This window comes from Glutamicibacter sp. BW80 (genome assembly GCF_002332385.1).
Classification (GTDB): Bacteria; Actinomycetota; Actinomycetes; order Actinomycetales; family Micrococcaceae; genus Glutamicibacter.
This window is the reverse complement of sequence record NZ_NRGV01000033.1, coordinates 36,557-57,018: the sequence shown is the minus strand read 5'-3', so window position 1 is coordinate 57,018 and position 20,462 is coordinate 36,557. Positions and strand designations below refer to the sequence as shown.

General features: G+C 60.1%; 13 protein-coding genes. 9 read left to right on the top strand and 4 right to left on the bottom strand.

Going from position 1 to position 20,462, the window contains the following annotated elements:
* Positions 1 to 40: 40 nt before the first annotated feature.
* Positions 41 to 1,144 carry a DUF4192 domain-containing protein gene (locus tag CIK76_RS11160; protein WP_096286427.1) on the top strand — a complete coding sequence of 368 codons (1,104 nt, stop codon included), beginning with the start codon at positions 41 to 43 and terminating at the stop codon, positions 1,142 to 1,144.
* Positions 1,145 to 1,396: 252 nt separating this feature from the next.
* Entirely contained in the window at positions 1,397 to 2,626 is a 1,230-nt protein-coding gene (locus tag CIK76_RS11155; RefSeq protein ID WP_096286425.1) for an RNA polymerase sigma factor, read from the top strand.
* Between the two features lie 157 nt (positions 2,627 to 2,783).
* Here the strand turns inward: CIK76_RS11155 and CIK76_RS11150 are convergent, their stop codons facing one another.
* A complete protein-coding gene (locus CIK76_RS11150) occupies positions 2,784 to 3,008 on the bottom strand; it encodes a hypothetical protein (protein WP_096286423.1) in 225 nt (74 codons plus the stop codon).
* Positions 3,009 to 3,231: 223 nt separating this feature from the next.
* On the opposite strand from CIK76_RS11150, the gene CIK76_RS11145 reads away from it, so the two are divergent.
* Positions 3,232 to 5,340 (top strand): DNA topoisomerase IV subunit B, encoded by a 2,109-nt coding sequence (locus tag CIK76_RS11145; RefSeq protein ID WP_096286421.1) that lies wholly within the window; start codon positions 3,232 to 3,234, stop codon positions 5,338 to 5,340.
* A gap of 115 nt (positions 5,341 to 5,455) precedes the next feature.
* Here the strand turns inward: CIK76_RS11145 and CIK76_RS11140 are convergent, their stop codons facing one another.
* A complete protein-coding gene (locus CIK76_RS11140; protein WP_096286419.1) occupies positions 5,456 to 6,421 on the bottom strand; it encodes a M56 family metallopeptidase in 966 nt (321 codons plus the stop codon).
* 23 nt (positions 6,422 to 6,444) lie between these two features.
* Positions 6,445 to 6,816 carry a BlaI/MecI/CopY family transcriptional regulator gene (locus CIK76_RS11135; RefSeq protein WP_096286417.1) on the bottom strand — a complete coding sequence of 124 codons (372 nt, stop codon included), beginning with the start codon at positions 6,814 to 6,816 and terminating at the stop codon, positions 6,445 to 6,447.
* Positions 6,817 to 7,209: 393 nt separating this feature from the next.
* Between CIK76_RS11135 and CIK76_RS11130 the strand changes: the two genes are divergently transcribed.
* The 3 genes from CIK76_RS11130 to cydC are packed head-to-tail and all read left to right on the top strand — an operon-like array spanning position 7,210 to position 13,182.
* Positions 7,210 to 8,799 carry a cytochrome ubiquinol oxidase subunit I gene (locus tag CIK76_RS11130; protein WP_096286415.1) on the top strand — a complete coding sequence of 530 codons (1,590 nt, stop codon included), beginning with the start codon at positions 7,210 to 7,212 and terminating at the stop codon, positions 8,797 to 8,799.
* Positions 8,800 to 8,812: 13 nt separating this feature from the next.
* The gene (gene cydB / locus CIK76_RS11125) at positions 8,813 to 9,838 is read left to right on the top strand and encodes a cytochrome d ubiquinol oxidase subunit II (RefSeq protein ID WP_096286413.1); all 1,026 of its coding nucleotides are present in this window, start codon (positions 8,813 to 8,815) and stop codon (positions 9,836 to 9,838) included.
* A gap of 26 nt (positions 9,839 to 9,864) precedes the next feature.
* The gene (gene cydC, locus CIK76_RS11120; RefSeq protein WP_096286411.1) at positions 9,865 to 13,182 is read left to right on the top strand and encodes a thiol reductant ABC exporter subunit CydC; all 3,318 of its coding nucleotides are present in this window, start codon (positions 9,865 to 9,867) and stop codon (positions 13,180 to 13,182) included.
* 13 nt (positions 13,183 to 13,195) lie between these two features.
* Here cydC and CIK76_RS11115 read toward each other — a convergent pair whose 3' ends face one another.
* Positions 13,196 to 15,826 (bottom strand): DNA topoisomerase IV subunit A, encoded by a 2,631-nt coding sequence (locus tag CIK76_RS11115; RefSeq protein ID WP_096286409.1) that lies wholly within the window; start codon positions 15,824 to 15,826, stop codon positions 13,196 to 13,198.
* Positions 15,827 to 15,925: 99 nt separating this feature from the next.
* Between CIK76_RS11115 and CIK76_RS11110 the strand changes: the two genes are divergently transcribed.
* The 3 genes from CIK76_RS11110 to CIK76_RS11100 are packed head-to-tail and all read left to right on the top strand — an operon-like array spanning position 15,926 to position 20,414.
* Positions 15,926 to 18,586, top strand: coding sequence for a GNAT family N-acetyltransferase (locus CIK76_RS11110; RefSeq protein ID WP_096286407.1), 2,661 nt, complete (start codon positions 15,926 to 15,928; stop codon positions 18,584 to 18,586).
* 52 nt (positions 18,587 to 18,638) lie between these two features.
* Positions 18,639 to 19,223, top strand: coding sequence for a DUF5998 family protein (locus CIK76_RS11105; RefSeq protein ID WP_096286405.1), 585 nt, complete (start codon positions 18,639 to 18,641; stop codon positions 19,221 to 19,223).
* A gap of 6 nt (positions 19,224 to 19,229) precedes the next feature.
* Positions 19,230 to 20,414 carry a nucleotide pyrophosphatase/phosphodiesterase family protein gene (locus tag CIK76_RS11100; RefSeq protein WP_096286403.1) on the top strand — a complete coding sequence of 395 codons (1,185 nt, stop codon included), beginning with the start codon at positions 19,230 to 19,232 and terminating at the stop codon, positions 20,412 to 20,414.
* The last annotated feature ends 48 nt before the right edge of the window (positions 20,415 to 20,462 follow it).

The following is a 20,462-nucleotide window of genomic DNA, read 5'->3' as shown; positions in this document are numbered from 1 at the left end:
ACTGAAGCCCGGAAGAGTTCTTGGGGCGCATCGTGGGGTTATGACTACTACACCCGAACGGCAGCCCCTCTCGTTGTCCGATTGCGATGACGTACTCGCCTATATTCCCCATGCCCTTGGCTTTCACCCGCAAAAGTCGATGGTGCTCCTACTGATCGTTGGGCAACGCCTCGAAGCGACGCTTCGTGTTGACCTGCCCAGCGAAATTCATGAAGTGGACCGCAGGCCGTGGGTCGCACAGGTGCTCGGCTTGCTTCGGCGACTTCCACAGGTGCGCAGTGTTGTCGCAGTGGTATACGCACCGGGAGACATCAAGATCGCAGAGCAGATTCCCTATCAGCAAATGATCGGCGAACTCGAAGAAGCCTTTGATCCTCATGGCATTCAACTGCGACAAGCCTGGTGCCTTTGCCGCGAGAAAGTCTGGGACTACGACGACGGCGACGTCGGTGTAACTTTCCCACGGCCAGACATCGCGCTGGGAGAAACCAACCTGTCTCTGGTCCTTGCCGGTTCTGCTCCGTTGGACCGACCTTGGGACGGAACCGGAATAGCAACGTGGGCTAACGCGGCAGAAGTCCAAGAGCTCACAGGTGCATTTGGCGATGACCTGCTGGACAGCCTCGATGAATGGGCAGAAGTCCTGAACCTGAGCGATGATGAAGCACTAGAACGCATTCATTCGAGTTCGCTGAGCAGTGCACGAATGCTGGCGGGCCTGAGAATTCGTCTCGTCCGTGATGTACTGCCTTTTCTTGCTGGCGTCGGTACGGCGCAGACCATGGAAATGACCAAACAATTGTGCGTTGGCAATGGGGGCGAGCAGGTTAAACCTCTGGCAGATTTCCTCCTGGGGCGAGGGTGGCAGAGCCCGGACTGGAAGCGATTGGAACGGCTGTGGTTGGTTTCTCGTGATCTGCTCGGTGTTGCAGTTGATGGCGAACGCCACGCCTTGATGTGCATCCTGGCTTGGATCGAATGGGCTCGTGGGCGCGGCACCATGGCCATCGCTTTGATCGATCGAGTCCTTAGCGAGCGGGGAGACTACCGGCTAGCCCAGCTCCTTCGAGAGCTAATGAATCGCGGATCGATGCCCGAATGGGCTACGGACGAACTGCGTGCATGGCGTGCCCAGCTGGGTTAGCAGACGCGCGGGTGACCGGGTCAAGTGGTGTCTGTGGGCGAATTAGTGGATAATGAAAAAACAGACCCGGTTAGGTTCGAGTTGTCTAGGTTCCAGAAACGTAGTTTTTGGGAACATTAGACGTGGTTGGTGCGTTGTAATCAATGTACCCACCGTCGCGTTGAGTCACTGATACAGCGCATTCGGACTTGACAGGGTCATAGTGGTGTTACCGGCAGGTGCATCCGGAACGCATCGTTAGAAAGGTTATTCGTGTCATCTTCTGAGACGAACGCTAATCGTAAGGTTACTGAGGCTGAGGCCGCAGAGGCCGAGGAAACGGCAGAAACTCCTGTCGCGAAAAAGCGCGCTACCCGTGCGAAGGCTAAGCCTCGCGCAAAGAAGACTGCAACTTCCGAGGAGTCGGACGTCGAGCAGGGTTCTGAAGAGTCCGAAGACGATGCTGAGTCGGGTGCCGCTGACGCAGCTGGCGCCAAGGACGGCTCGGCAAAGCCGGAAGAAGAATCCAAGGGATTCACCTTGTCTTCTGCCGATGATGATGCTCCGCAGCAGCAGGTCATGGTTGCAGGTGCAACCGCCGACCCGGTCAAGGACTACCTGAAGCAGATCGGTAAGGTCGCACTGCTGAACGCAGAGCAGGAAGTCGACTTAGCTCTGCGTATCGAAGCAGGGCTTTTCGCTACCGATAAGCTTTCCAAAGATGACGGCTCAATCGACCAGCGCTTGCGCTGGGACTACGAGCAGATCATTCACGACGGAAAGATCGCAAAGAATCACCTACTTGAGGCGAACCTTCGTCTCGTTGTCTCGCTGGCAAAGCGCTACACCGGACGTGGGATGCTCTTCTTGGACTTGATCCAGGAAGGTAACTTGGGTCTGATCCGTGCAGTCGAGAAGTTCGACTACACCAAGGGATTCAAGTTCTCCACCTACGCGACGTGGTGGATCCGCCAGGCCATTACCCGCGCCATGGCAGACCAGGCACGTACCATTCGTATCCCGGTCCACATGGTTGAAGTCATCAATAAGCTGGCACGTGTACAGCGACAGATGCTTCAGGATCTGGGCCGCGAACCGACTCCAGAAGAGTTGGCCAAGGAACTGGATATGACCCCTGAAAAGGTTGTTGAAGTTCAGAAATACGGTCGCGAACCAATCTCGCTACACACCCCGCTGGGTGAAGATGGCGACTCTGAGTTCGGTGACTTGATCGAAGACTCCGAAGCGGTCGTTCCGGCCGATGCGGTTTCCTTCACCCTGTTGCAGGAACAACTGCACTCGGTTCTGGACACCCTGTCCGAACGTGAAGCAGGCGTTGTAGCCATGCGCTTTGGCCTGACCGACGGTCAGCCGAAGACCTTAGATGAAATCGGCAAGGTTTACGGTGTCACCCGTGAGCGTATTCGCCAGATCGAGTCGAAGACCATGTCGAAGCTGCGCCACCCATCGCGTTCACAAGTTCTGCGTGACTACCTAGACTAAATTTTTCACGTCATGCGGTCGCAATATCCCTAATGAGGATACTGCGACCGCATTTCTTTTTAAGCTGTAGCACGGGAAGCAGGCGCTTAAAGCAAGAAGGGTGATCCAGCATCGGCTGGATCACCCTTCTGTTGAATAGGACATAGGTCCCACTCGTTTAGTCGTTGATGTCGACCTTTGGCTTTTCGTAAAGTCGTGCCGACTCGTCCTGCCAGACCGAAGTGATTGGGCGCAGCTTGGGTTCCACGGAGCGTGCGTGGTGGGCACAGAAGAGTAATTCTCCGCTGTTAGAAGCCAGCACAGCCCGTACATAAGCCTGTGCGCCGCATCGGTCGCACCGGTCGAGGGCATTTAGTTCACGACTAGTGGTAGTAGTAGTCATTGCCAGCCTCCTTAAATCGATGTTCAATCTATACAACCAGCTTTGGCCTTGACTTTATCCCTAAATCGGGGCGCTTTCGCTCACCGCGTAGCGCTTGTGGAGAACTTTTGCTGACGACTCGGGAGAATTACCGACCGGGCGATAGCACCAAGTTCGAACACATAAACGAGTAGAATGGTATGTAGTTCATTCTTTTCCCGCGTCAGTAGGAGATTGCAGCCCCGTGGCCTCAGCCGATAATTACAATGCACGTCATCTCTCCGTTCTTGAGGGGCTCGAAGCCGTACGCAAGCGACCTGGCATGTACATCGGGTCTACCGACTCTCGCGGCTTGATGCACTGCCTGTGGGAGATCATTGATAACTCGGTCGACGAGGCGCTCGGCGGTTTCGGGCAATCCATCAATGTCATCTTGCATGCCGACGGTTCGGTCGAGGTCCATGATGACGGTCGTGGCATTCCCGTAGACATCGAGCCAAAAACCGGTCTGAGCGGCATGGAAGTCGTCTTTACCAAACTGCATGCCGGTGGCAAGTTCGGCGGCGGCTCCTATGGGGCTTCCGGTGGCTTGCACGGGGTAGGAGCTTCGGTGGTCAATGCTCTTTCGGCCCGGCTAGACGTCGAAGTTGATCGCGGCGGCAAAACCTATTCGATGCAGTTCCGCCGTGGCGAGCCAGGCAAATTCGCAGATCGTGGCCGGCCCAAAGCCGATGCCCCGTTCGCCGCTCATGAAAAAGCAACCGTTCCGGAAATCATCGGCAAAGCAAAGCGCGGGGTGACCGGCACCCGTATCCGTTATTGGGCAGATGACCATATCTTCACGTCGGACGCAAAATTCTCATATGAAGAACTCCAGAACCGTGCCCGTCAGACCTCTTTCCTGGTTCCTGGTCTGCGGATCACCTTGCGCGACGAACGTGCGCTGGCCGGAACCGAGGGAGCCGAAGGGCCGTACGAGGAAGTCTTCCAGCACGACGGCGGCATTAGTGAGTTCGTCGAGTACCTGAGCAGCGATTCATCGGTTACCGACGTGTGGCGCGTCCATGGCAGTGGTTCGTTCCACGAGAAGGTTCCGGTAATCGACGAGAACGGGCGGAGCCATATCGAAGATGTTCAGCGCGTGTGCGAGGTCGACGTCGCGTTGCGTTGGGGGATCGGATATGACACCACCATCCAAAGCTTTGTGAATATCATTGCCACGCCTAAAGGCGGAACGCATATTTCCGGCTTCGAGCAAGCGCTGCTGAAGTCTTTCCGCAAGAACGTCCACGCAAATGCTCGCAAACTCAAGTTCGGTCAAAAAGACAAAATTGAGAAAGACGATGTGATGGCCGGGCTGACCGCGGTGCTCACCGTGCGACTTGCCGAGCCGCAATTCGAAGGACAGACCAAGGAAATTCTTGGTACCTCGCAGGTCCGGCAGATTGTCACGAAGGTCGTCGAAAAGGCGCTGAACGAGCGCCTGGCATCCACCAAACGCAATGAAAAGGCCGAAGCGTCGACGCTTCTTGAAAAAGTTGTCAACGAAATGAAGTCCAGGGTTTCAGCTCGGATGCATAAGGAAACTCAGCGCCGCAAAACCGCGCTCGAGTCGTCCTCGCTTCCTACCAAGCTGCTTGATTGCCGGAGCAAAGAAGTCGGGCGTTCTGAACTCTTCATTGTCGAGGGCGACAGCGCATTGGGTACTGCGCGTGTGGCGCGTTCCAGCGAATTCCAGGCGCTACTGCCAATTCGAGGCAAGATCCTCAACGTGCAGAAGGCCTCCATTTCGGACATGCTATCGAATGTGGAATGCGCTGCCATGATTCAGGTGATTGGCGCCGGATCGGGACGTAGCTTCGATATTGAGCAGGCCAGATACGGCAAGATCATCTTGATGACGGACGCCGACGTTGATGGGGCGCACATTCGAACGCTGCTGTTGACGCTGTTCTATCGATACATGCGACCAATGATCGAGCACGGCCGCGTCTATGCAGCCGTGCCGCCATTGCATCGTATTGAGGTGATCAACCCGGGTTCGAAGGCCAACGAGGTAATTTACACTTATTCCGAGGCCGAGATGTCTGCCCTGCTGGCCAAGATTGAAGCCGAAGGAAAGCGCTATAAGGAACCGATCCAACGCTACAAGGGACTTGGCGAGATGGACGCTGACCAGCTGGCCGAGACGACCATGGATCCACATCATCGGATGCTTCGGCGCGTGGGCATCGAACACGCTCAGGCGGCCGAGGAAGTCTTCGACTTGCTGATGGGCTCGGACGTGGCTCCGCGCAAGAACTTCATCATCGCCGGCGCCGAAAACCTTGAACGGGACCGCATCGACATGTAGTCGACCATGATGTTTATGCACGAGATAGCCCTCCCGGATGACCTGCCTAACCGCAAGTCCGGGAGGGCCTTGTCGCAGCTTGTAGCGCTGGCATGCTCCCGCTTGCGTTGGCTAGTTACCAGGACAGCAAACGCGGGGCAATGAGCAAGACGGTGGGGCACACCAGGAGCAGCACCGTGCAGGATAGAACCACAAAATTCTGCAATCGATTCAGCGGAGCTACCGGTGACAGCAGGCGTTGCAGCCGCCGCGAGGAAACTTCACCGCCGGGCATCCCTACGACTTCGCCGGTGGCTCCGCTTGAGGCATCCTTGGGCGCCCCAACCGAGGCAATAGAGGACGCTACGCTCACTATGGCGCGAAGCAGAACCGGTCGGTCCACTACCTCGAGTGCTTTGTCATCGGCGAGCATCTCGATCAGTTGCCGCACCGCATCCAGTGACAGACGCGAGGTCGGCAGCCAGGGCAATGCTTCGTGCCAGGCGGTAAAGGCCAGAATCAGCAGATCGTGCCGCTGATCGAGATGCGAATTCTCATGCGAGATGACGGCGCGTTGTTCCTCGGGGGAGAGCTGGGTCAGCAGGCCCTTTGACAGCACCGTAACCGATCCGTTGAAGCCCGGCACGCAATAGGCCACCGGAAGGTCGTGATCGAGCACGAGCGTATTGGGCCGGGTCTGCGAGGGGTTGCTCAACAATCGCAAGAGCTGACGGTGCCTGGCTCTTTGCAGGGTCGTGCGCCACGAAGCTCTCACCAGGGTGAGCACCAGATGGAAAGCGAAGAGCAATGCTGTACTGAGCGCAAATAAGTGAACGACGCCGGGGTACTTAATGCTGGGATCGCCGGTGACCAGAAGCCAACTAGCATGCAGCGCGGAGATGAGGTCGTTGCCGAGCGGGGTCAGCCCCCAGACAAGCATCGAGCCGATCATGGACAGGCCACCGCCCAGGGCGATCGCTTGCCAGAGCAATACCGCCGCCACCGGGGCGCGCGCGGTCCATTTTGCTTTAGACAATGCCAACGGCGTCGGCCACGCCAAGACGATAGCCAACGCCGCTAGGAAATATGAGGTGAGAAGCACTCAGTCCCCGAAGTTCATGTTACTCAGACAGTCTTTACAGAATCCAAGATAGCACGCAGGGAGACTGCTTCATCAGCCGAGATTCCTCCGATAAATCGGGCGAGGACGGCTTCGCGATCTTGAGCGGTGCCCAAAGCGTCGTTTAGCAGTCCAACAGTATGGTCCTCGCGAGACGAGGACGCGGTGTAACGATGTGGACGAGTGGAGCGTTCCCGCGCCACAAGTCCCTTCTTCTCCAGTCGGGCCAACACGGTAAGTACCGTGGTAACTGCGAGTTCTTTTGCATCAGTACCGAGTGCCGCTAGGGCATCACGAAGATCGTTAGCGGTAAGCGGTTCTGCAGAATCCCACAGCAGGTCCATGACGGAGCGTTCCAGATCGCCAAGGCTGGCCACCAGGTCTTACCTCACTTGCTTTAGTGCTGATGCAGTGCTGCCAACCTCCACAGGGTGGGGAAAGCATTCTGCTTGGAAATTTCATTATATAGGCGTTTGTCCGATATTTCTACGTGGCGTAAAAATATCGAGTGATGACTGGGTTTGCGGATAACCGCCTTGGATCGGCCAGCGGGTGGTGCTGCTTGGTGTTGACTTGGGGTTTTTTCTTTCAGAAAGTCCTTTCTGTGTCAATGCTAGGAATCTTGGCTTTTTCATCCCTAGGAAACTGCCGCCCTTCCGGTGGTCCACGAGTTCTACAAGCTGTCGAAATTGGTCTATTCTGGCAATACGGGCATTTTCTACGACATGTAGAAAATGAAGTATCGACTTCTCGGGACAGTTGAGGAATCCATGGATGTATTAGAGATTGCTCGGTGGCAGTTTGGCATTACCACCGTGTACCACTTCCTGATGGTGCCGCTAACCATTGGCCTCGGACTCACCGTTGCCGTGATGCAGACGGTCTGGCACCGAACCGGCAACGAACACTGGCTGCGCATGACGAAGTTCTGGGGCAAGCTCTTCCTCATTAACTTCATCATGGGGGTAGCTACGGGCATCGTCCAGGAGTTCCAATTTGGAATGGCATGGAGCGAATACAGTCGATACGTGGGCGATGTCTTCGGCGCACCCCTGGCCATGGAGGCGCTGCTCGCCTTCTTCGTCGAGTCCACCTTCCTCGGGCTGTGGATCTTTGGCTGGAAAAAACTACCTCCGCGGATACACCTAGCCACCATCTGGTGCGCCTCGCTGGCGGCGATCCTTTCGGCCTACTTCATTCTGGTCGCCAACTCCTGGATGCAGCATCCGGTAGGCACTGAGCTCATCGACGGGCGCGCGGTGATGACCGACGCCTGGGCGGTATTCACCAACAACACCGCACTGGTGACCTTCCCGCACACAATTTTCGGAGCATTCGCGGTCGCCGGAGGCTTCCTGCTGGGCATCTCCTGGTTCCACCTCTACCGCCGCCGCAAGGAAGGCATCGACAGCGTTGATGCCAATGGACGAGTCATCGTCGGCGAGGACCCGGCTAAGGGCCGGGTGCGAGATCGAAAGGATCACAAAGTCTGGATCACTTCATTGCGCATCGGCGCAGTGATCGCCGTGGTCTCCTTCGCTGGAGTTGCGCTGTCCGGCCATGAACAAGCAAAGCTCATGTTCGAGCAGCAGCCCATGAAGATGGCTGCCGCCGAAGCCGCATGCCACGACGGAACCGGGTTCTCGGTACTCACGCTGGGCAACGTGAGCACCGAAGGGGCGACCACTTGTGACGACGTCGTTGCGGTCTTCGAACTGCCGGGGCTTTTGTCCTACCTCGCCAATGGCGACTTTGAGACTCCGGTCAAGGGCGTGAACACGCTGATTCCCGAATACCAGGAAAAGTACGGAAGCCACTACCCAGATGACCCGGCCTTCGGGCAATATGCAGGCGAAGAGATCAGCTACCTTCCGGTGATGGAAGTAACGTACTGGGGATTCCGGCTGATGATCACCCTCGGCGGGCTTTCGGCGGTCACTGCGGCCCTGGCGCTGTGGCTCACCCGCAAGGGGACTGTGCCCTACAGCAAATGGCTTTCACGGCTAGCGCTGCTGAGCATCGCAGCCCCCTTCGGCGCGAACTCGGCGGGCTGGATCTTCACCGAAATGGGCAGGCAGCCATTCACCGTGGCGCCGAACCCTCAGATGGGCGGGGTGGACCAAGTGTTCATGTACACCGCCGCCTCGGTTTCCCCCACCGTGAGCGCCGGAGAAATGCTGTTCTCCTTGATCACGCTGACCTTGGTTTATGGGGTGTTGCTGGTGGTGGAACTGGTGCTGCTCACCCGATACATCCGGGGAGGCACCGGATCGGCCATGCCGGAACTGCGGGATCACGAGCAGACATCGGACAAAGACCCTAGCGACGACGAGGGCGACGTTCTCGCCTTCGCATATTAGACAGGCGATAGCAATGGATTGGCTTCCTACTCTCTGGTTTATCCTCATCGCCGTGCTCTGGACCGGCTATCTATTTCTGGAAGGTTTCGACCTCGGCATCGGCATGCAGATCGGTCTGGGCCGCGGCGGCGAAAAGCACAAGCGGGTGCTGCTCAACACCATCGGCCCGGTCTGGGACGGAAACGAGGTCTGGCTGCTGACCGCCGCGGGGGCAACCTTCGCGGCCTTCCCCTACTGGTATGCGTCACTGTTTTCCGCGCTGTACCTCCCGCTGACCCTCGTGCTGGTGGCATTGATCTTCCGTGCGGTAGCCATCGAGTACCGCGGAAAAGCCGTAAGCAGCAGAACTCGCGGACTGTGGGATCTGGCCCTGGGCTGGGGGTCGCTTGTTGCGGCTTTCGGGGTCGGCGCAATGCTCGCCCTGACCACTCTCGGCCTGCCGCTGAACGAAAATGGCGACCGGGTCGGCGGGCCCTTCGCCTGGCTCACCTGGTCCGCAATACTCGGCGGTGTAGCGGTGGTGGCCTTTAGCTGGATCCACTCGATCGCCTTCCTGCGGCTGAAGACCGACGGGCCAATCCGTGCACGTTCGGGCAGGCTCTTTGTCCGTTGGCTCCCGCTGTGCATCGCACCATTGCTGCTGTGGTCCCTGGTCGTCCTGCTCGGGCAGCGCTCACCCGCTGCCTGGGGACTCCTCGGGCTGGCCCTGATCGCGGTGTGCGGCGCATGGATGAGCGCACGGTCGGGACATGAAGCTCGCTCCTTCATCGCTCTGGGCATCACGCTCTTGGCCGCGGTGGCCGCGATCTTCGTCGCAGCCTTCCCGGTGGTGCTTCCCTCGACTCTTGACGCAGCCTTTGATTTGACCATCGATAACGCGTCGAGCTCGCCCTACACGCTGAAGCTGATGAGCATCGTGGCCGCCTTCGGCGTTCCCCTGGTGCTTGCTTACCAGTCCTGGAGCTACTGGGTATTTCGCAAACGCATCAGCGAAAAGCATATACCGGAGGATCACTTGGTGACCTCGGTCGTGAAGTAATTTAGCCAGCTCGAAAGGAACCGATCATGTCTGCGCCCCGCTTTTTGCCTCGCGACCTGCTGCCCCGCCGACAGGTTGCCCTGCTGGCGGCCTTCTCGGTGCTCAAAACCAGCGGGCTGATCCTCGTGGCCTACACGTTGGCCACGTGGATTACCCAGATGTCCCTCGGGCAGCCGCACCAGCAGCTGCTGCTCTGGTTGGCGCTGGGCGGGGCGGCCTTGCGCACAGTGGGAGTCTGGGGACTCAACGCAGGCTCCCGGCGCTTGGGGGCCGGAGCGAAAGAGCAGATGCGCGCAAATCTGATCGCATCCGCCGCTTCGCGCCCGGGGATCCTTGCAGATCAGCGAAATGACCTGTCGCTGGCGGAGGCTTCGACGTTGGCAGGCCATGGCATTGAAAAGCTCGATGACTACTTCACCAAATTCATTCCCGCGCTGATCGGCGCCACGGTTGTCCCACTGCTTCTGGGGATCTACATCTTGCGGATCGATTGGCTCAGTGCCCTGGTGCTGCTGCTGACAATTCCGCTGATTCCGGTATTCATGGCGCTCATCGGGATGCACACTCAAGACACCATCGAGCAGTCGCAGGCCAAGCTCGACGCCCTAGCCAATCAACTCTATGAACTCGCCCAAGGGCTGCCGGCGCTGCTCGGATTGGGGCGTGCCCGCCACCAAGGGCACGCCATCGCGCAGGTCAGCGAACGCTACCGGGCCGCGACCATGCAGAACCTGCGGACCGTTTTCATGTCCAGCTTCTGGCTGGAATTGATCTCAACGCTTTCGGTTGCGGTGCTCGCCGTACTCATCGGTGTTCGACTCGTTGGCGGAAACATGGATCTGGCCGCCGGGCTGACCATCTTGATCCTCGCGCCCGAACTGTTCATCGCCTTGCGCGAGGTCGGTTCGGCCTACCATGCGGCCGATGACGGGCTCGCAGCCTACGAACGCTACCGCAAACAAATACAGGGCACGCCCGCCAGCTCGCTGCGCGCCCCGACCGGCCCGATGCGCAAGGCCAATGTGCTCGAAGTGCGAAAACTGTCGCTTCGATACCCGGGGCAGAACCCGATCTATAGCGATTTCAGTATGGACCTGCGCGCCGGAGACCGCCAGCTGCTGAGCACCGCAAGCGGTAGCGGAAAAACCAGTCTGCTCAAGCTCATCGCCGAGGCGCAAACCAGCAGCAATGAGTTCGCCGCCGAGCTGGTGAGCGGGGAAATCTTTGTGGCCGGAGAATTGGCATGCATCAGCCAGCACCCGCAGTTCAACGCCCAGACGGGAACCGAGCAGATAGCACAAGACGCACCAGAGGCGCCCAAAGAGCTGACCGAAAGGCTAGCTGCCGAACTGAACCTGCGCGCCATGCTGCCTCGGGCCATAGCGGAGTACTCGCCAGGGGAACTCCGCAGGCTCGAGGTGCTGCGCGCGCTATTGCGGCTGCACTCGGTGCCCAGCTGCCGGCTGCTGCTGGCCGATGAGCCCACGGCCCATCTGGACGAACAGAACGCGGCCGCGGTCCGCCGGCTGCTCGCCGAACTACCTGAGGATTGCGCCATGCTGGTGGCCAGCCACGACCCGCTCATCACCGAAACCGGCCCCACGCTGAGCACCCGCCAGCCAACGCCCGATCACCTGCGCGCAGTATCCCAGGCGCCGATGCGCGGCGGGGCCGCGCCCCAGGGGAAACCAGAGGGCAATCCCCGGTGGAACCCACGCCGGGAAGTCATGGGCAACTATCGGGCCGCCCGCAAGGCGCTGTGCTACGGGGCGCTCTCCATCCTCTGCGCCGTTGCGCTCGCCGGGCTCAGCGGCTGGCTCATCGTCGAAGCCAGCTACCAGCCGGCCATCCTGCACCTCACGGTCGCCTTTGTCATGGTGCGCACCTTGGGCATCGGGCGCGCGGTATTCAGGTATCTGGAGCAACTCGCCATCCACGACGCGGTGCTCGGCTATGCCGGGGCCTTGCGTGAAAAGCTGTGGAACGCCATGGTCGCCAACCCCGCACGCTGGGGCATGATGAGCCGCTCCTCGGTGGTGCTGCGGTATCTGCTCGCCGAAGTCGACGAATTACGCGACGCCCTTGCCCGAGTGCTCTTCCCACCCTTGCAAGCACTGATCGTGTGGGCTCTTGGTACCGTGGTGCTTTTCCAGATCCAGCCAGAGTTCGGCTACGCAGCACTTGGCGCCGGGCTCTTTCTGGCCTTCCCGGCGCGCTGGCTGGTGAAACTCGTCGAGGGGAGGCACCTGGCTCTGGCGCTGCGCCATCGCTTGCAGCTGAACCAACTGGTGCTATCCACTCTGCGCAATAAGGAAGCGCTACGTGCCTACGGCAGCCTCGGTCCGGTGCTCCACAAGCTTGCCCGGGCCGAAAGCCGGAATACCGCCCGGGCTCGCCGCCACGCCTATGGCCAAGGCACCGCCCCGGCCCTGGCCGCGCTAACCACGGTGCTGCTTGCCACGGCCTTGGTGACCCTCTCACAAAGCAGCGCATCGTTCACCGCCCTGGCCGTGCTGCTGGCCCTGTCCCTGGCAGAACCGGCAGCTAGCGCACTGGGCGCGATCCAGCAGGGACGAGCCTTGCACGAGCTGACCGATCAGCTTGCAGGCCGCGGGGTAGGGGAGCAGGGAACTGCCCGACCAGGCGCAACCGCAACGCAACCTGGCTACACGGTCCACGGCTACCGGCTGGCCGGGCTGGAACTGGGCTACGTGCCCGGTAACCCGGTGATCAGCAACTTGGACGCGCAGATCCGCCCCGGAGAGTGGACCGCCTTGACCGGAACCTCAGGCTCGGGTAAATCCACGCTGCTCACCGCCTTGCTCGGTGCCCTGCCCGCGAGCGGGGGACGCCTGGAAAGCATCGATGAGCACGGCAACTACCGCGCCCTGGAGCAAGGGGCGATGGATTCGGTGGCTTGGTGCCCGCAAGAAGCGCACCTATTCGATTCCACTCTTCGACGGAACCTGAACCTGGCAGCCAACAGCGCGGCGCCGGCGTCCGACGAAGCGCTCATCGGAATCCTGCACCGGGTAGGGCTCGCCGGCTGGTATGCGGCACAACCTGCCGGGCTCGAGACGCGGATCGGCAGCGGCGGGCACCGGCTCTCCGGCGGGCAACGCTGCAAACTTGCGGTCGCCCGAGCCCTGGTCGGCGGGCAGCAGGTGATCCTGCTCGATGAACCGACCGCGCACCTAGGCGTTGATGAAAGTGCCGAACTAATCCGCACGCTGCGTGCCGCGCTCGCCGGGCGGACCGTCGTGCTGATCACCCACGAGCCGAAGCTGGCCGAAATCTGCGAGGGGTCGATCTGCTTGGACCGAACCCTCGCACCCGCCAGCTAAAAGCAGCCGCCTGTCAGAGCAGCACGCCGCCATCGGAGAACGGCAAGGTGTCCTCTCCGGGATGCAGCTCTGGTTTCACCCGGGGCTTGGCGGCCGGGGCGGCGTCGCTCTGCTGCGGAGCAGGCGCGCCAGGCTCACTGCCGGCCACCGCACCGGCCGGAGCTTGGCCCGGAAGGGAACCGCCGAGAATGTTGATCGTCTGCGCCAGCGGGGCGCCGGAACCATCACGCTTGGCGAATTCGGTCGGCAAGGCGCGCACCACCCCGGCGGCCGAACTGGCGCGGGCCGGCCCATAACCGGCGTAGCCCAGCGCCAGGTAGTCCTCGCCCTTGGCGAAGCGGTGTGCCCGCACTCCGGCCGTCGCGCGTCCCTTCACGGGGAACTCGCTGAAGGAACTGAGCTTCACCGACTGGCCCGAGGTTCCCGGAAGGGTCTGCGATCCGGAAGCTATGGTCGCCACGACCGCGTCCTCATTGGCCTGGCCCACCACGCCGAAATGAATGACCCTGTCCTCTCCGGCCAGCTTGATACCGGCCATGCCCGAGGCGGTACGCCCCTGCGAACGCACGGCGGTGGCGGGGAATCGCAATAGCTGGGCCTGGCGAGTCAGGAAGACCAGCTCATCGGAGTCCTCGGCCGGTGCGGCCGAAACGACGACATCGCCGTCCTTCAAGGTGATCACCTCGAACTCTTCGCGATTCAACGGATAATCGGGGGTGACGCGTTTGACTACGCCATTTTGCGTGCCCAGAGCGAAGACCCGGTTCAGCGGCAGCAACGCCACCACGCGTTCGCCCTTTTCAAGCTTCAGGAATTCGCCGACCGGAACACCATTGGCCAGCTGCGGGAAGCCATGAGTTTCGGGCAGCACCGGCACATCGATCAACGAAATGCGGATCATCCGCCCGGTGGTTGTCAGCGCGCCGATCTCTCCGCGGGCGGTCGAGGGGACCTGGGAGGAGAGCACATCGTGCTTGATGCGTGCGGAGGAGAAGTCCAGCGGGCTCCGGTCATGGGTGCGGGCGATCTGCCCGGTGGCCGAGAGCAGCACGAAGCAGGGCGAATCGGAGACTTCCAGGGCCAGTTTCGCTGTTTTTCCGGTGCCTACCTCTTCGGGCAGAGCGGTGCCCTTCAGCGGTTCGAGGGCGGAGGACTTGTTCAGCTTGGTGCGCCGCGGCGTGCCGAAGGTCTCCGCCATCTGCCCGAGCTCCGCGGAAACCAGGGCGTGCAGCTTCTGATCGTCGCCCAGGATTTCGCGCAGTTCGGCGATTTCAGCGCGCAGCTGTTCGGCCTCGGCCTCCAGCTCGATCCGCGAGTACTTGGTCAGCTGGCGCAGGCGCAGTTCCAGAATGTGGCTTGCCTGTGGTTCGCTGAGATCGAAGACCGTCATCAGCCGTTCGCGGGCTTCGGCGGTCTGCTCGGAGGAACGGATGATTGCGATGACGTCATCGATGTCGAGAATCGCGATCAGCAGCCCCTCGACCAGGTGCAACCGGTCTTCGCGCTTGGCCAGACGGTGCGCGGTCCGCCGGCGGACCACATCGATACGGTGCTCCACATAGACGGTCAGCAGTTCGCGCAGTCCCAAGGTGCGCGGCTGCCCCTCGACCAGGGTCACATTATTTATCCCGAAGGAGTCTTCCATCGGGGTGTACTTGTAGAGAGCGGCCAGCACGGCGTTCGGGTTGAAGCCGTTCTTGAGCTCGATCACAAGCTTCAGACCATGGTGGCGGTCGGTGAGGTCAACGACATCGGAGACGCCAACGATCTTCTTGTTGTTGACGCCGTCCTTGATCTTCTCGATGACTTTTTCGGGCCCTACCGTGTAGGGCAGCTCGGTGACCACCAGCGCGGATTTGCGGGCGGAGATCTTTTCCAGGTTCACGGTGGCGCGGGTGCGGAATGCGCCGCGGCCGGAGCGATAGGCGTCCTTGACGCCGTCAAGTCCCACAATCGTGCCGCCGGAGGGCAGATCCGGACCCGGAACGAACTTCATCAGTTCTTCAACCGGTGCATCCGGATTCGCGATCAAGTGCTGCGCCGCGGCGACTACCTCATTGAGATTGTGCGGGGCCATATTCGTGGCCATGCCCACCGCGATACCGGTGGTGCCGTTAACCAGCAGGTTGGGGAACGCCGCAGGCAGAACTTCGGGCTGTATGAACTGGTTGTCATAGTTGGGGACGAAGTCCACCACGTCTTCGTCGAGGTTTGCGGTCATCGCCACCGCGGAGGCCGCGAGCCGGGCCTCGGTATAACGCGGGGCGGCCGGTCCGTCATCGAGCGAACCGAAGTTGCCGTGGCCATCGATCAGCGGCAAGCGCAGCGAGAAGCTCTGCGCCAGACGAACCATCGCATCGTAGATCGCGGTGTCCCCGTGCGGGTGGAGCTTGCCCATGACCTCCCCGACCACACGAGCGGACTTCACGTGGCCCTTCTCCGGGCGCAGGCCCATTTGGGCCATCTGGAAGAGGATGCGTCGCTGCACCGGCTTCAGGCCATCTCGGGCATCCGGTAGCGCACGCGAATAGATCACCGAGTAGGCGTACTCCAAGAAGGAGGATTCCATTTCGCTGGTGACATCGATATCGACGATGTTCTCGACGAAATCCTCGGGAATCTCGGGAGTTTTTTTGCGAGCCATTACTCTGCCTTCGCCCTTCATCTGCTGCTTCACGGCCTAAAATGTCGGATTTCGTGTTGCAGCTGGGCGCAAACGCGAAAGCGCGACTATTCTAAGCCTATGGTGGATCGTAAACTTTCAGCGGCATATCCAGCCCACTGGGAAGCAGATGTTGTTCTTCGCGACGGCACGACCGCGCATCTTCGGCCAATTACGCCCCAAGATGCTCAAGCCTTGCAAGACATGCATAAACAGCAATCTGAAACTTCGGTTTACCTACGCTATTTTACGTACAAGTCGTCGCTGACTCCTAAAGAGCTTGAACGGTTCACCAATGTCGATCATCGCAACCGGGTGGCCTTCACCGTGCTGCGCGGTTCGAAGATCATCGGGGTAGGCCGCTACGACCGGCTGGAGAATCCGGCCGAAGCCGAGGTCGCCTTCAACGTCTCGGACGAATACCAAGGCACCGGGATCGGTTCAATCCTGCTCGAGCACCTTGCCGCCGCCGGGCGGGAAAACGACATAGTCAAATTCACCGCCGAAATCCTGCCGGAAAACCGCAAGATGCTCACTGTGTTCTCGGATGCCGGCTATGCGGTGGCCCGGCACTTCGAAGATGGGGTGATCATGCTGGAATTCCCCATCAGCCCCACCGAGAAATCGAAGGAAGTCACCGAAGCACGAGAACACCGTGCCGAAGCGAGCAGCGTTGCCGGGGTCCTCGCACCGTCCGCCGTAGCGGTGATCGGTGCCAGCCGCGCCTGGGGGAGTATCGGCCACGACGTGCTGGACCGGCTCGTCGAAGGCGGATTTACCGGGACCATCTATGCCGTCAACGAGCAGGCCTTCGAGGTCGGCGGGCTGCTGAGTTATGGAAATATCACCGACGTCCCCGGCCCGGTGGACTTGGCAATTATCTGCGTGCCACGAGAACGGGTTCTGGAAACCATCCAGGACTGTGGCGCGCACGGAGTGAAAAGCCTGATTCTCATGACCGCCGGTTATGAGACCGCCGACGGCCTAGTGGCCCAACGCAAGCTGGTGGCGCTGGCCAGGGCAAACGGCATGCGCGTCATCGGCCCAGCATCCTTGGGAGTGCTCAATACCGATCCGCAGATCCGCCTCAACGCCTCGCTGGCAAGCGAATTGCCGCAGGCAGGGCCGGTCGGTCTGTTCAGCCAGTCGGCAGCTATGGGCATTGTTTTGCAAGGCGCGGCGATGCAACGCGCGGTCGGCCAAAGCAGCGCCATCTCAGCCGGGCTGCGCGCAGATGTGTCAGGCAATGACGCGATGCAGTATTTCGAGGATGACAAGCGCACCGGCGTCGTGGCGATGCATTTGGAATCCTTCGGCAATCCACGTAAGTTCTCCCGCATCGCCCGTCGCCTGGCGCGCAGCAAGCCGGTGATCGTGGCTAAATCGGACCTGATGGGCCGGCGGATACCACCGGGGCACTCGGTGCGCTTGGGCGAGGCCCCGCCGGCGGCGTTGAATGCGATGCTGCGGCAATCCGGGGTGATCCGGGTGAGGTCCATCGAAGAGCTCATGGACGTCGCCTCGCTGCTGTCGGTATTCCCGGCCCCTGCCGGACCACAAGTAGCGGTGCTCTCAAACTCTTTGGCCCTGGCCGAAATCGTCGGTGATGTCACGGTGGGACGCAACCTGTTCGCCACCGCGCAGAGTGAAGAATTGGATTACTCGCTCGGAGAATCACGATCGATTTCGAAATTGCGTGCGCGGGTGACCGAACTGGTGCAAGACCCGCAGGTGCACTCGGTGATCGTGGCGCATCTTCCGGCCATCGGGATAAGCGCGCAATCGGTGATCAAGGTGCTGACCGAATTCAGTGGGCAGGACAAGCCCGTCATTGCCCTCATGCCAGGCATCGCGGATCCGAAATTCCGTGAGGGTGTGCATCAAGGAATTCCGGTGTTTACCTCGCCTACCGAGGCCGTTGGCGCGCTGTCCAAAGCGTACGGCTATAGCCAGTGGATGAATGTCCCTTTTCAAGCCCTGCCGGAACCCACAGATGTGGATGTTGCCGGCGCGCATGAGTACCTTGAACAGCTGGTCGGCGACATCGTCGGTACCGAACTGAAAGAGCTGAACCACGAACAGTCCAGTAAACTCCTTGGCTACTATGGCATCAAGGTATTCGATTCGACGGTGGTCAGGTCAGCTGAACAAGCGTTGGAGGCTGCCGACCGGCTCGGTTGGCCGGTCGCGCTGAAAGCCAACGATCCGGATATGCGCCAACGCCTCGATCTGGGCGGCGTTCGATTAAACATTCCAGATGCGCAGAGCCTAGAGGCAAACTTCAAACATATGAGCGCCCTCATGGCCTCGTACGACGTGACCTCGCTCGAAGTGCAATCCATGGCACCGGCCGGACAAGCCTGCGTGATCAAGGCGGTGGAAGACCCGCTGCTCGGACCGGTGATCTCCTTTGGGCTGAGCGGCGATCCGGTGAACCTGCTCGACGATTGGGCCCACGGCGTGGCGCCACTGACCACGGAAGACCTCGACAACCTGATTCGGCGCCCGCGTAGCAGCGTTCGGCTCCTTGGCTATCAGGGTCTGCCGGCGGTAGACCTGGAATCCCTGAAAGACTTCATCACTCGCGTCTCGATGCTCAAGGACCATCACCCAGCGGTGACGATTATGAACTTTGCGCCGGTTAGCGTGGCTCAGGATTCGCTGAGTGTCCTGGGGGTCAGCATGAAGATCGGCAATACCGAACAGCGTACCGATAGCGTGCGACGGGCCCTGCGAAGTTGAGCTGAGGGGTGGCTTGGATGAATTGGTCCGTTGCACTCGGTAGAATTAGGTTATGAACTCACCAACGTATTCCACTACCGCTGGTGCTGAATTGCAGCACGACCTGGTCAGGGCCGGCTTCTACCCGCAGATGGTGCAGGACGTCCTAGCCGAAGCAATGATGTCCCAACCGGTGCTTGACCACTATGTCCATCTGGAGACGCACTTCGACCACACCGAAGTGCACCGCCACATCACGGTCTTGGTGCTCAGCGAAAAAGTCTTGTTCATCATCCACGTAGACGATCAGCAGCTCGATGACCACGGCAATAATGTCGTGGCTCAGGTCTCGACCGAAATGATCTCTTTGCGACGTATCGCCTCGGTCGCTACCAATTATGTCTATCACCAGCCACAGCATTACCGCACAGGCGATGAGGTGCGTGAGTTGACCTTCGGCATGTCATGGAACGGGACGAGCCGAATCGACCTCGCCCCTGCTCCCTGCACCGATCCGCAGTGCGATGCAGATCATGGGCTGAACGGAACCGCGCAACCCGAGGACTTGGTGATTCGGGTTAGCGCAGAGGCCGACGGGCAGCGCGCGGTCAACAAGGCACGCGAGTTCGCGGTGCGTTTGCGACAAGAAACTATCTGATTGCGTATGAGCCAAATTTTGAGTGACCCCGCTTTGCCTACGCCGCCGCAGGCCCTGCCTGCGGCCCCTGCCTACGGGAAAACGACACTGTCGGAAATCCTCCCTTCCGCCGCCCACGCACTAGGCGTTCCCGGCTACCTGAATCCGCTGGGGCTGAAACCCACTAAACGGGTCAGCATGATCATGGTTGATGGGCTGGGTTGGAATCAGTTCAAATCTCACGCGGCGCACGCCCCATTCCTACGTTCACTCTTTGAGCGAGCGCAGAAGCTGGGCACCGGTTTTCCTTCGACGACCGCGACGAGCCTGACCAGCCTGGCCACAGGTGTGGCACCTGGCGAGCATGGCATGCTCGGCTATGACGTGGTCGATCCCGAGCGCCGGCGAGTAGTTAACCAACTTGGCGGCTGGCCCGCGGACCTGAAGCCAGAATCCTGGCAGACCGTTCCCACGGTATTTGAGCGAGTCCATGAACACGGCATCCATGTTGCTTCGGTTTCATTGCCCCTCTTTGCGAATTCTGCATTGACCCGTGCCGCCTTGCGCGGACCGAAATTTGTGGCGGCAAAACAAATTACCGCACGGGCCCGGGCCACTCAAGAAGTTTTTGCCAGCCACCGCAACGCACTGGTGTATACCTACTTTAATGAACTAGATAAAGTCGGCCACAAATTCGGTGTGGATTCCAGCCAGTGGCGCGACACCCTCGAAGAAATTGACTACGTCATCAAATCGCTGGTCTCCCGATTGCCGGAAGAGACCACCGTGCTGATCACCGGTGACCACGGAATGGTCGACGTCCCTGAATCACAGCGCATCGATTTCAGCCTCGAACCGGAACTCATCGAGGGAGTCGAGCTCACCAGTGGGGAACCGCGCGGCGTGCATTTAACTTTTGCCGCGGCGACCAGCGACGGGCAACGCCAGCAGGTACGCGACGCATGGCAACGGGCCTACGGCTCGAAGGCCTGGGTGCTCAGCCGCGAGGAAGCGATCGATCTAGGGTACTTCGGCAAGATCCCTGATGCCCATGCCGCTCGCATGGGCGACTTGATCATCATGGCAGCCGAAGCGATCGCGTTCTACGATGGGCGGCGGGTGGCTCCGATGGCCTTTGACATGATTGGCCAGCATGGCTCGCTGACCGCCGGTGAGCGCTTCGTGCCGCTGTTTACGCATCGCACCAAGTAATTCGCTGAAAAGTCGATTTCAGACCAGTAAAGCTAGAGGCACTGCACA

What these genes read in the sequence shown, in the direction of transcription:
- cydB (WP_096286413.1), top strand. Translation starts at nt 8,813, where the DNA reads ATGGATTGGCTTCCTACTCTCTGGTTTATCCTCATCGCCGTGCTCTGG.
- CIK76_RS11100 (WP_096286403.1), top strand. Translation starts at nt 19,230, where the DNA reads ATGAGCCAAATTTTGAGTGACCCCGCTTTGCCTACGCCGCCGCAGGCC.
- CIK76_RS11115 (WP_096286409.1), bottom strand. Translation starts at nt 15,826, where the DNA reads ATGGCTCGCAAAAAAACTCCCGAGATTCCCGAGGATTTCGTCGAGAAC.
- CIK76_RS11150 (WP_096286423.1), bottom strand. Translation starts at nt 3,008, where the DNA reads ATGACTACTACTACCACTAGTCGTGAACTAAATGCCCTCGACCGGTGC.
- cydC (WP_096286411.1), top strand. Translation starts at nt 9,865, where the DNA reads ATGTCTGCGCCCCGCTTTTTGCCTCGCGACCTGCTGCCCCGCCGACAG.
- CIK76_RS11160 (WP_096286427.1), top strand. Translation starts at nt 41, where the DNA reads ATGACTACTACACCCGAACGGCAGCCCCTCTCGTTGTCCGATTGCGAT.
- CIK76_RS11130 (WP_096286415.1), top strand. Translation starts at nt 7,210, where the DNA reads ATGGATGTATTAGAGATTGCTCGGTGGCAGTTTGGCATTACCACCGTG.
- CIK76_RS11105 (WP_096286405.1), top strand. Translation starts at nt 18,639, where the DNA reads ATGAACTCACCAACGTATTCCACTACCGCTGGTGCTGAATTGCAGCAC.
- CIK76_RS11110 (WP_096286407.1), top strand. Translation starts at nt 15,926, where the DNA reads ATGGTGGATCGTAAACTTTCAGCGGCATATCCAGCCCACTGGGAAGCA.